This window comes from Nonomuraea sp. NPDC049784 (assembly GCF_040659615.1).
Taxonomy (GTDB): Bacteria; Actinomycetota; Actinomycetes; order Streptosporangiales; family Streptosporangiaceae; genus Nonomuraea.
This window is the reverse complement of record NZ_JBFAMX010000349.1, coordinates 1-10,502: the sequence shown is the minus strand read 5'-3', so window position 1 is coordinate 10,502 and position 10,502 is coordinate 1. Positions and strand designations below refer to the sequence as shown.

Annotated in this window: 11 protein-coding genes; 5 read left to right on the top strand and 6 right to left on the bottom strand. The window is 69.2% G+C overall.

The features are described 5' to 3' along the window. Positions 1–179 precede the first annotated feature (179 nt). From AB0J09_RS42220 to AB0J09_RS42210, 3 genes are all read left to right on the top strand, one after another. Positions 180–1,178 (top strand): helix-turn-helix domain-containing protein, encoded by a 999-nt coding sequence (locus AB0J09_RS42220; protein ID WP_360704074.1) that lies wholly within the window; start codon positions 180–182, stop codon positions 1,176–1,178. 950 nt (positions 1,179–2,128) lie between these two features. Next, complete coding sequence (locus AB0J09_RS42215; protein WP_360704071.1) at positions 2,129–2,869, top strand: response regulator transcription factor; 741 nt, start codon at positions 2,129–2,131, stop codon at positions 2,867–2,869. Beyond that, entirely contained in the window at positions 2,866–4,083 is a 1,218-nt protein-coding gene (locus AB0J09_RS42210; protein WP_360704068.1) for an ATP-binding protein, read from the top strand. The genes AB0J09_RS42215 and AB0J09_RS42210 overlap by 4 nt, the downstream gene beginning before the upstream one ends. On the opposite strand, the gene AB0J09_RS42205 is transcribed toward AB0J09_RS42210, so the two are convergent. Both AB0J09_RS42205 and AB0J09_RS42200 read right to left on the bottom strand, forming a co-directional pair. Further along, positions 4,077–5,018 carry a peptidoglycan DD-metalloendopeptidase family protein gene (locus AB0J09_RS42205; RefSeq protein ID WP_360704065.1) on the bottom strand — a complete coding sequence of 314 codons (942 nt, stop codon included), beginning with the start codon at positions 5,016–5,018 and terminating at the stop codon, positions 4,077–4,079. The two genes, AB0J09_RS42210 and AB0J09_RS42205, sit on opposite strands and share 7 nt — an antisense overlap. Before the next feature lie 56 nt (positions 5,019–5,074). Beyond that, positions 5,075–5,554 (bottom strand): hypothetical protein, encoded by a 480-nt coding sequence (locus tag AB0J09_RS42200; RefSeq protein ID WP_360704062.1) that lies wholly within the window; start codon positions 5,552–5,554, stop codon positions 5,075–5,077. A gap of 484 nt (positions 5,555–6,038) precedes the next feature. Between AB0J09_RS42200 and AB0J09_RS42195 the strand changes: the two genes are divergently transcribed. Next, a complete protein-coding gene (locus AB0J09_RS42195) occupies positions 6,039–6,461 on the top strand; it encodes a nuclear transport factor 2 family protein (RefSeq protein ID WP_360704059.1) in 423 nt (140 codons plus the stop codon). A gap of 329 nt (positions 6,462–6,790) precedes the next feature. Here the strand turns inward: AB0J09_RS42195 and AB0J09_RS42190 are convergent, their stop codons facing one another. The 3 genes from AB0J09_RS42190 to AB0J09_RS42180 form a co-directional block, all read right to left on the bottom strand. Continuing rightward, the gene (locus tag AB0J09_RS42190) at positions 6,791–7,069 is read right to left on the bottom strand and encodes a cellulose binding domain-containing protein (protein ID WP_360704056.1); all 279 of its coding nucleotides are present in this window, start codon (positions 7,067–7,069) and stop codon (positions 6,791–6,793) included. 95 nt (positions 7,070–7,164) lie between these two features. Then, on the bottom strand, positions 7,165–8,226 hold the full coding sequence (locus tag AB0J09_RS42185) for an LLM class flavin-dependent oxidoreductase (RefSeq protein WP_360704053.1): 1,062 nt from the start codon (positions 8,224–8,226) through the stop codon (positions 7,165–7,167). Positions 8,227–8,319: 93 nt separating this feature from the next. Continuing rightward, complete coding sequence (locus tag AB0J09_RS42180) at positions 8,320–8,874, bottom strand: TetR family transcriptional regulator (protein WP_360704050.1); 555 nt, start codon at positions 8,872–8,874, stop codon at positions 8,320–8,322. A 53-nt stretch (positions 8,875–8,927) separates the two neighbouring features. Here AB0J09_RS42180 and AB0J09_RS42175 point away from each other — a divergent pair, with 53 nt between their 5' ends. Continuing rightward, entirely contained in the window at positions 8,928–9,353 is a 426-nt protein-coding gene (locus AB0J09_RS42175; RefSeq protein ID WP_360704047.1) for a nuclear transport factor 2 family protein, read from the top strand. Here the strand turns inward: AB0J09_RS42175 and AB0J09_RS42170 are convergent. Next, positions 9,328–10,502: serine/threonine-protein kinase (locus AB0J09_RS42170; protein ID WP_360704044.1), on the bottom strand; the 1,175-nt coding region annotated here is incomplete at its 5' end. The genes AB0J09_RS42175 and AB0J09_RS42170 overlap by 26 nt on opposite strands.

Here is a 10,502-nt window from a genome sequence, read left to right as displayed (position 1 = left end):
GGCGGCCAGCGCGGGCAGCGCGATCACGCCGGTGCCCAGCACCGCGCCCACGTACATCGCGGTGCCGTGGCGGAGGGTCAAGCTGCCTGTCTTGGTCACGTCACTCATGTGGATCAGCATCAAGGGCGTGGCCGGGCCGGGCTAGCGGCAGAAACGACATTATGCGTTAAATTCCAGCCATGAGCAGACACGTGGTCGGCCTCGCGGTCACCGACGGCACCCCGGTGTTAGAACTGGCCGTGCCCTGCGAGGTCTTCGGCACCGACCGGAGCGACCTGGTCGATCCGTGGTACGAGCTGCGGCTTTGCGCCGCTGAGCCCAGGCCACTGCGCACCACCGCGGGCCTGTCGATCGACACCCCGTGGGGCCTGGACGACCTGGTCGAGGCCGACACCGTCGTGGTGGGAGCGGTCGCCCGCGCCGTCCAGCTCGCCCCTCCGCCCGAGCTGGTGGACGCGGTTCGCGCCGCTCACGGGCTGGGCAGGCGCATCATGTCGATCTGCTCGGGCGCTTACGTCCTGGCCGCCGCGGGGCTGCTGGACGGCCGGCGCGCCACCACGCACTGGATGAACGGTCCCGACTTCGCGCATCGCTTCCCCGAGATCGACTACGACCCGGTGCCGCTCTACATCGACCACGGCGACGTCATCACGTCGGCCGGCACCGGCTCGGCCATCGACACCTGCCTGCATCTGGTGCGCAAGGACCACGGCGCGGCGGTCGCCAACGAGGTCGCCCGCCGCATGGTGGTGCCGCCGCATCGGGAGGGTGGCCAGGCGCAGTTCACCCGGCCGGTTCCCCAGCCCAGCAGGAACGGCTCTCTGGCCCCCGTTCTGGAATGGGCCCGCGACCACCTGCACGAGCCGCTGACCGTTCCGCGGCTCGCCCAGGTGGCGCACCTGAGCGAGCGGACCTTCGCCCGCCGCTTCCGCGACACCTTGGGCATCACTCCGCTGCAGTGGCTGCTCCAGCAGCGGGTGCGGCTGGCGCAGGAGCTCCTGGAGACCACGGACGAGTCCATTGAGGACATCGCCCGCCTGGCCGGCTTCGCCACCGCAGCGACGTTCCGTTACCACTTCGGCCGGGTCACCAGCGTCCCTCCGCAGACCTACCGTCATGTCTTCCGCTACCGCGCCAATGGGCGGGGCGACAGACCTGAGCAAGGCGATGCGGAATAAATGTAATAGCGGCCGGCCGAAATAGATAAACAAAAGCGATCACGCCTTTGAGTTACGCGCCGGTTGATTGCGTCTGACGGTTGACCACCACCGCAATAATGTCCAAGTGTGAAAGTGGCAGCCTTTCTATCCTCACTGTGGCCTTCGACGGGATGAATCCGCCGAACAGTCGTCATCTGGAGAGGAGTTCGAGTGGGCTTGACACCTGGCTCGAAGAGAAGGACCGAGGCCCCGGCCGGCCTCGGGCGCCGCGCGGTCATGGCCGGCGGCTTGGGGCAGTCCTCGGTTCGGGCCTCCTGGCCGTCACAGACGCCGCGTCCGCCCAGGCGCAGTCGACCGCCTCGCGCGATTTCAACCCGCGCGACTGGGACTCGGTCCGCCGCCAGTTCAACCTGTCAGAGCAGTATCTGCACTTCTCGAGCTTCCTTCTGGCCTCACATCCGGCACCGCCTTCGAGCGTCCCCTCCTCCAGGCCCTTGACCATGTGGATGCCGAGCCCGCCCACCTCGCGACGGAGGTGACTCCGGCGTCCAGCGCCGCCCGCAGGTCCCAGGCGATCCGGGCGGCGCGCAGGGCGATGGGCTCTTGTGGCAGGAGATGGAAGTCCGCCGAACGCAGACCCATGAAGTGGCCGTGGGCGTCCCACATCCCCGGCATCACGGTATGCCGGAGCATCCGCCGCAGGCCCGGCGTAGCTGATCGTGCCGTCGTCGAGGACGACCACGCCATTCTCGACGGGATTTCCTGAACCTGGGATCAATCGTTCCGCTTACACGCGTACCGAAAATAGGTTCCGGCAATATCTTGAGCGGCCGCCGCGCATGACGTGGGAGCGGGCGTGTGTGGTGCGTTTGCTGGACAGGAAACGCCCGACGAGACAGCGACGCCGCGCTGTGAGATCGTGCACGAATCAGGATCGCGAGAGGGCGGGGAGATGGACGATTCGGCTCTTGCGCGGGCCGACAGCGCTGGTGATGATGGACGGGTCTGATCGCAAGCGCCCGACGGGACGAGACACCGAGTTGATCAGGGTCGCCATCGTTGACGATCACCCCATCGCCCGGCGCGGGGTCGCCGCGGTGCTGGCCGACACCGGCGGCTTCGACGTGCTCGCGTCCGTCGGCTCGCCCACCGAGTTCGCCGCGTGGGTGGCTGACGCGCAGACCACGCCCGACGTGGTCATCCTGGATCTCTACCACGACGTCGACCCGGTCCAGGGTGGGCACCGGCCCGGCCTGGACGCGGTGACCGCGCTCGCGAACGCCACCCAGGTCCTGGTCATGTCGGCCTCGGGAGCGCCGGACGACGTGCTGGGCGCGGTACGCGCGGGTGCCAAGGGCTATATCAGCAAGCAGGCTCAGCCCGCGCAGTTCGCCACGGCCGTCGAGACCGTGGCGGCGGGCGGCTTCTGGCTGTCGTCGCAACTCGCCGACATCCTTCAGACCCTGCTCACCCAGCCGCCGCCGGCGCCGTCGCAGCCGCAGCCGCAGGTCAAGCTGTCCCCGCGGGAGGAGCAGGCACTGGACCTGATCGCGCGGGGGTTCACGCACGCCCAGACCGCCACCCGCATGGGGGTCAGCAAAGGCACGGTCGACACCTACGTCGAACGCATCCGCGCCAAACTGCAGGTGGGCAACAAGGCCGAATTGATCAGGGCGGCGCTGGGACGGCTGGACGGTAACAGGCGGTGATCCCGGCGTCCGGTGGGGCGCACCTGGCCCACAGCGAGAAGATGTTGTCCCGTACGGCCGCGCTGTTCCGGCTCGGGGGCCTCGTCCAGATCGCCTCGGCCTTCGCCACCGTGACGGTCCCGTACCGGACGATCTGGCCGGCCGTGCTGCTCGCGCTCGTCGTGAGCGCCGAGAGCGCGCTGATGATCGCGATCTGGTGGCGGCGCTCCCGGATCGACGCTCGCTGGCTGACGGCCGACGTGATGGTGTGCGCGGCGGCGCTGCTGGCCGGCGGCTGGCTCTCGCCCATGCAGGCCAGCCACACCTGGGCGTTCTTCATGTACCCGTTCACCCTGATCGCCTGTGTGGCCGTCGGGGCGGGCTACCGCGGCCTCCACCAAGTGCTGGCCGCGGCCGCCCTGCTGGTGGCCGCTTATCTCGTGGCGACCGCCTTGCTGCACAACGACCCGTGGTGGAACCTGCCGCCCAACGCGCTCAGCTACGTCGCCAACACGGTCATCACCTGGCTGATCGCCCGGGAGCTGCGCCGTTCGGGGGCCGCGGCGGACGCGAGCGAGCAGGAGGCCCTGGCGCGTACGGCGGACCTGGCCCGTGAGCGTGAGGCCACCCGATACAGCCGCGCCCTGCACGACCGGGTGCTGCAGACGCTGGAGATGCTCTCGCAGGGGCACTGGATCTCCGACAAGGAACTGCGTGCCCACGTGGGAGCGGAGGCCGTGTGGCTGCGCGGCCTGGTCAGCGGCACTCCGCCGGACCAGCCGGACGATTTGCTCGCCGGGTTACAGGCGGTGGCGGCCGACCAAGCCAGGCGCGGCCTGCGGGTGGAGCTGAACGGGACCAATCTGTCCTCGGCGCAGACCCGGCAGATCCCGCCGAAGGACGTGGTCGAGGGCGTCTGCGGCGCGGTGCGCGAGGCGCTGACCAACGTCTGCAAACATGCGGGCGTCACCACCGCGGTGGTGCGGGCACGCCTGTCTCCGGCGGCGGACGAGCTGACCGTCAGCGTCCTGGATCAGGGCGTCGGCTTCGATCCCGCCGCCGGTGCCGTGGGGACCGGGCTCGCCGCCTCGATCCGCCAGCGCATCAGGGCTCTCGGCGGCACCGTGATCGTGGACAGTGCGCCGGGGGCGGGCACCCACGTCGAGATGCGCGTGCCGCTGCCGCCGGCGGGTGCGGAGACCTCGTCGGCGGCAGCGGGGATCAGCGGTCAGTAGCAGACCTTCTGGCCCTTGGTGATGTGGTCGTAGTAGCCCCCGCCACAGCCCAGGTGCATCAGGTGACGCGGGCGGGCGCTCTGCCCGCCGTACACGCCGCCGTTCGCGGTGAGCTGAGCGTTGCGCATGAGCGAGAAGTGCAGATGAGGCTCGAAGCCTCCGGTGCCGCCGACCGCGCCGATGACCGTGCTGTTGCCGATCTGCTGGCCGGTGCGCACGTAGATGGCACTGAGGTGGCACACCACGCTCCACCAGCCGCCGCCGTGGTCGACGATCACGTACAGGCCGCAGGTCTCCCAGCCGGACGGGGCCTGGCCCGCGTACTTGACCGTGCCCGCGCCGCCGGGTGACAGGACCGGGTCGCCCTGGTTCATGCCGAGGTCGAGCGCGTAATACTGGTTCATTTTGGTGGAGGTGTTGCAGTTGACGTGGTAGCCCTCGCCGTAATAGCTGCCGTTCTGCCAGGCGTAACCTGCGCCGCCGTTGGCGGCGGAGGTGAGGGGCGTCTGGAGGAACTTGGAGCTCGGCCAGTCGACGCACCCGCCCGCCAGCGGGGGAACGGAGCCGCCGCTGTCGCAGTGCTGGATGCCCGGAGAGTATCCGTCGCTGCCCACGGTCGGCGTGTTCATATACCAGTCGTAGACCCAGGTGCCGTCGGCCAGCCGGTCCCAGGTCCGGAACGGCTGGCCGTTGTAGACCTTGCCGTCCACCTGGTCACCGTTGTTGACCTGGCACGCCACGTCGAGGGAGGTGCCGTTGGGCACGTACCTGATGACGTGGTTGATGTGCGGCTCGCTCTGGATGGCCAGCCCCTGCGCGTCTGCGCCGGTCACCTGATACACGGCAGCGTGGGCGGGCGCGGCCAGGCCGAGGGAGGTCAGCACTGCGGCGAGCGCCACCAGTAACGCGGCGCGTAACCGGGGAAACTGTGACATGGGGGTGTATGTCCTTCCGTTCGAGATTGAGGCGGCTGAGAGTCAGGTCGCTCGGATCAGAACCAGCCCGAGCACTGGGCGTTGTCCCACCAGGGGTAGGCGCGGCGGGTGACGCACACCCGCGCCTTGGTCAGCGGCACGTTCGGGGCGTAGAGCTGGTCCGACCAGTAGGGTCCGCCTGTCGTCGTGCCGTCGAACTCGTAGTGGCGCCCCTCCCTGGCGGGGATGCCGCTGGAGGCCTGCCGTTGGACCCAGATCGCGTAGTGGCCGTTCTCGCTGACGGTGAAGCGTGCCCAGTTCGTCGCGCAGTTGCCGAACCTCATTTCCAGGTAGCCGTTGTAGGGCCGGAAACCGCTGCCTGGGACCGACGAGGCGGTGGCGGAGCAGCCGGTGTCGTTCGGGTCCTTGTCGTCGCAGCCGGTGCCGGAGCAGGTGGCGAGGGCGGTGGCCGTCTGGGCGTCGGCCGCGACGGCCGCGGGGCCGGCGATGGCGGTCACGGCCAGCGCCGTAGCCACTGCGAACTTCCATCGGAGCATGGGTTTGCCTCCTCGGCGTGGGGGGTTCGTTGCCGAGATCGACCATCCCGCGTTGACAGGCCTCAGTCACGTCAGGAAATGTCCAGACGCGTCCTGTCCCCGCAACGCGACAGGTCGCCTGTCGTGCGCTGTCTTCGCCTGCGGGGCTCCACGTGTCCGGCGCCGTCATGCGCGGGAGTCGGCCGCCCCTGACCTCTGAACCACAGAAACGCGACATGACACCGCGCGCCGCCGACAGCAGCGACCGTCTCCCCCGCTTCGGCGAGCTTCGGAGAACGAGAGGAAGCAACCCAGTACAACGCCATGGTCTGGCACTGCGAGACGACTGATCCGGCCCGCAACTGCGTCGACCTGGCATCTCGACTCTCGGAACCCACGGGCTGGAGGCCCTCTGCCAAGCCGTCAGCAGGCGGCTTCCACTGTCCTGTGATCATGGCCGGATATGGCCAGCCCCCTGGCCTGGAGGATGCCTACACTCCCCGGCATGACCTCTGAGCGGAACCGCGAACTGGTGAAGCAGGCATGGCGATCGTTCTCGACTCGGGACAAGGACCTGATCGCGACATTCTTCACCAAGGACGCGGAGTGGCTGGCCCCGCCTGGGAACGCGACCGCCGTTGCGCTCGGCGGGACGCACCACATGGTGGGCAGGGACGCCATCGTCCACTTCCTCACCGTCGACTTCCGGCGTATGTTCGTCGCCGATGTGGCGCTGGATTTCCGCGGGTTCTACGCCGCCGGCGACGTGGTCGTGGTGGAGGAGACCATGCAGGCCACGCTGGCCAACGGCAACGACTACCGCAACGACTACTGCTTCATCTTCGAACTGCGGGACGGGCTGATCCATCAGGTGCGCGAGTACATGGACACCGCCAAGGGGCATCGCATGGTGTTCGGCGAGGCGTGACAGCGTTGGGGAAGCCGGCTGACTTCTTCATCATCCATCTGGCCGAGACCAAGTAGGCGAGCCCGCCCCGCCGCCGGCCTCCTGACAGACGACGCCGGCCTGGGCCTGCGATCAAGACGGCAGCGGGTTGAAAGCCTGAAAGATCCGGCGGGTGGTGGCACCTGACGCGCCAGGTCCCTGGCTCACCCACACCGGCGAGAGGTGGGCGGGCCAGGGAGTGCCGGCTCTCAGGTGCAGGTGTATCCGGACGGAAGTGCGGTGTTGCCGTTCGGGCGGCTCGCCTGGAAGCCGAGGCCGGTGGTGCTGGCTCCGGGGGCGAGGGTGCCGTTCTAGCTGACGTTCCTGATGGTCACGGTCTGCCCGCTGACGGTGGCGGTGCCGTTCCACGAGCCGGTCAGCGTGTGCCCGGCCGGCAACGTGAAGGTGACCGTCCATCCATTGATCGTCGAGGTGCCGGTGTTGGTGATGGTCAGCGGCTGGATGACGTACCCGGTGGCCCACTGGGTCTGCACGGTGGGAACGGCCGTGCAGGTCGCGGCCCACCCATGCTGTTCCGCCCAGAACCAAGATCTCCATCCCGATACCCGAGCACCGCGAACACCGGACACCCAGCCGAGTTCACTGACAGCAGACCCGGTGTCGTCAACTGATCATGCCCCTGCCATCCGGAGGTGTCCGGGGTCCGCCGAGCAGGCGCCGGCGCTCATCCGCGCAACAGCGGTAGCAGCTGGTCGCCCTGGCGCTTGATCTCCGGCAGGTAGGGAGTGTCGGAGAGTACGAAGTGGGTGATGCCGAGGGCCTGGTACTTGCGCAGCGACTTCGCCACGTCCTCGGCCGAGCCGACCAGCCAGGTGGTGCCCGCGCCGCCGCCGCCGAACTTGCCGGGGGTGGTGTAGAGGTTGTCGTCGAGCACCTCTCCCCGCGCGGTCAGGTCGAGCAGCCGCTGCTGACCGACGGCGGTGAACCAGTTCGGGTCGCGCGAACTGCTGCCTTTCGCCATCTCCTCGACCTTGGCCTCGGCGTCGGCCCAGGCCTGCTCGGTGGTGTCCCGCACCAGCGTGGTGACCCGCAGCCCGAACTCCAGCGGAGGATGCTCGCGTCCTAGCTTCTCGCTGAGTTGCTTGAGCCGCTCGATCCGCGCGGCGACGTCGTCGAGTGGCTCGCCCCAGAAGAGCTGGACATCGGCCTCGGTGGCGGCCACCTTCTCGGCGGCTTCGAAGGCGCCGCCGAAGTAGAGCCGGGGGTGCTTGCGTTCGCCCCGGACGACTGTTCGCGGCGCCACGGTGGAGTTTGTGACGCTGAAGTGCTCGCCGTGGTAGGTGACGTTCTCCTCGGTCCACAGCTTGCGCACGATCTGGATGAACTCCTTGGTCCGGGCGTAGCGGTGGGCCTGGTCGCCCTCGCTGTCGCCGTACGCCGCCAGGTTGTCCTTGCCCGACACGATGTTGATCAGCACCCGCCCGCCGGTGAGATGGTCCAGGGTCGCGGCGGCGGAGGCGAAGTTGGCCGGACGCCAGTAGCCGGGCCGTACCGCGATCAGCGGCTGGAACGTCGTCGTCCGCGCGGCCAGCGCGGTGGCGACCGTGAAGGTGTCGGGCCGTCCCCAACCGGCCCCGAGGAGCGCCCCGCCCCACCCGTGCTCCTCGAGGGCCTGGGCATGGCTGGTGAGGGCCTCCAGGCTGTTGTGGTCCGCCACGACGTCGTCGCCGCGGTGCCCGGGCTGGGCCTGGTTCGGGATGTACCAGAGGAATTGCCTAGTCTTCATGTAGGTAAAGCCTAGATTGTGGTCGGGTCACTTCGATACTCCCGACGGGAGATCACTTCGCTTTCTTCGCCGGCGCGCAGGAGCCGGCGTCCATCACCGGGCGCCGGCGAGGCTCTCGAAACAGGGTCGCAGGAGGGCGAGGATGTCGTCGGCGGGCGCTTCGGCCAGGGAACTGAGCTTGAGCAGGTAGCGGTCGACAACCACGCCCGTCATGATCGCGCTGATCAGGCCGGCGCGCAGGTCGGCGTCGCCGGCCGGGATGGCCGCCTCGATCCGCTCCAGCCACTCCGTCGCCGCCTCCCGGAACCCGTCGGCCGCTTCGGCGTGCGTGAGCATCGAGCGCAGCACCACCAGTGACGCCACGGGTTGTCCCTCCAAGCGCTTGCGGAGTACGGCGAGCAGGGCCTCGGCGGGGTCGCCCGGTGGCAACTCGTGGGGCTCGAGACGGGCCGCACGGGCGAACAGCTCCTCTTTCGTCCCGAAGTAGTGCATCACGAGACCGGCGTTGACCCCGGCCGCGGCGGCGACCGCGCGGATCGTGGTGCGCTCATAGCCCAGCTCGGCGAACGTCTCGCGGGCGGCGGCCAGGATCCGGGCTTCGGTGTCGCGGCGTTGCTGCGCGCGGGTGCGGCGGGGCGGCTCGGTCATCGTCTCATTGTACGGGCGTTGAACGAACCCGGATTTCGTTGTACGGTCATTCAATGAACATGCGTTCAACGAAAGTGGTGGAAGAGATCATGCGGGCCGGCCTCACGGGCGACCACAAGCGGTTCGTGGAGCTCATGGCCCCCGACGGGATGATCGAATGGCCGTACCGCCCCGACGGCGTCCCCGGCGAGCTGCGCGGCAGAGAGGCCATCCGGGCGTTCCTGGCCGCCAACAGCCAACTGATCGCGTTCCACGAGTACACCGATGTGGAGATGCACGAGACGCTCGACCCCGAGGTGGTCATCGTCGAGTACGCGGCGCACGGCACGGTCACCGCCACCGGTGAGCCGTTCGAGCAGCGGCCGCTGGCGGTGTTCCGGGTACGGGACGGGCAGGTCGTGTCCTACCGCGACTACATCAATCCGCTGCCCCTCATGGAGGTCTTGCGAGGATCTAGGAGTACCGCTCACACACCGTGAAAGACACGCTCCTGGTGGCCTTCGAGGGTGTCAGCAGGTGGAAGACGATCGTGTGCCGGCCCGGCTCGAAGGCGCCGAAGGGGTTGCGCTGGTTCTTCGCCGTACCGGTCACCCAGTCCGTCTTCCATCCCTCGTCCTGGCCGTCCACGACCCAGCGGTAGCCGTACTCCACCTGCTTGCCCGACGGGCCCTTGAGCAAGGCGACGGGAAAGAGACTGGGCGACCAGCAGCCGTCTCCGGTCTGCTGCCCGTCCAGCGTCAACGACACCAGGCGTACGGTCCCCGCAGCCGCCTTCGTGGTCGCGGTCTTCGGCGGGGTGGTCGTGGGTTTGGGTGCCGGCTGCGTGCGGGTGACGGTGGGTATGGAGCCGCCGGTCCTGGTGGGGCGCGTCTTCTTGGCCGGCGCGCTGGGTGTCTTGGTGGTGCCCTGTTTCTTGGCCGGCGCACTGGGTGGCGGGGTGGGTGCCGGGGTGGCGTCCTGTGCCGTGGCCGAGGGGGCGGGCGCGGCCGTCGTCGCCGGGTCGTCGGACATCCACATGATCGCCCCGCCCACCAGGGCAGCGGACACCGCCAGTGCCCCGGCGCCCGCCAGCATCCCCTTCCAGCGCGGGCGACTCACGGTACGACCCGCCGTACCACCTCGACGGCCCGTCGGGGCGCCTGCCGTACCGGCGGGCGGAGCGCCGATGAGCCGGAGCAGGACGTCCTGCATGGCGGGCCGGGCGGCGGGGTCCTTGGTCAGGCACGACAGCACGATCGGGCGCAGCGGACCCGGCAGGTCGCCCAGGTACGGCTCGTCGTGGAGGATGCGGCGGATCACCGCGGGCAGCGAGTCGTTGCCGAACGGCGGACTTCCTGTCGCGGCGAAGACCATCACCGACGCCCACGCGAAGACGTCCACCGCAGGGCCGAGCGGGGCGCCCGCGAGCTGCTCGGGCGCCATGTAGGCGGGCGTGCCGACGATGCTGCTCGTCACGGTCAGCGAATGGCCGGCCGCGCGGGCGATGCCGAAGTCGATGACCCGCGGCCCATCCCTCCCGAGCAGCACGTTGGCGGGTTTGAAATCGCGATGCACCACCCCGGCCCGGTGGATCGCCGCCAGCGCCGTCGCGGTCGCCACCGCGAGCCGCTGCAGGTCGGCGCCGAAGT

Bases quoted from the DNA above. Each gene is read 5' to 3' on its own strand.
- AB0J09_RS42220 (WP_360704074.1), top strand. From the start codon at position 180: ATGAGCAGACACGTGGTCGGCCTCGCGGTCACCGACGGCACCCCGGTG.
- AB0J09_RS42205 (WP_360704065.1), bottom strand. From the start codon at position 5,018: ATGTCACAGTTTCCCCGGTTACGCGCCGCGTTACTGGTGGCGCTCGCC.
- AB0J09_RS42200 (WP_360704062.1), bottom strand. From the start codon at position 5,554: ATGCTCCGATGGAAGTTCGCAGTGGCTACGGCGCTGGCCGTGACCGCC.
- AB0J09_RS42195 (WP_360704059.1), top strand. From the start codon at position 6,039: ATGACCTCTGAGCGGAACCGCGAACTGGTGAAGCAGGCATGGCGATCG.
- AB0J09_RS42185 (WP_360704053.1), bottom strand. From the start codon at position 8,226: ATGAAGACTAGGCAATTCCTCTGGTACATCCCGAACCAGGCCCAGCCC.
- AB0J09_RS42180 (WP_360704050.1), bottom strand. From the start codon at position 8,874: ATGACCGAGCCGCCCCGCCGCACCCGCGCGCAGCAACGCCGCGACACC.
- AB0J09_RS42175 (WP_360704047.1), top strand. From the start codon at position 8,928: ATGAACATGCGTTCAACGAAAGTGGTGGAAGAGATCATGCGGGCCGGC.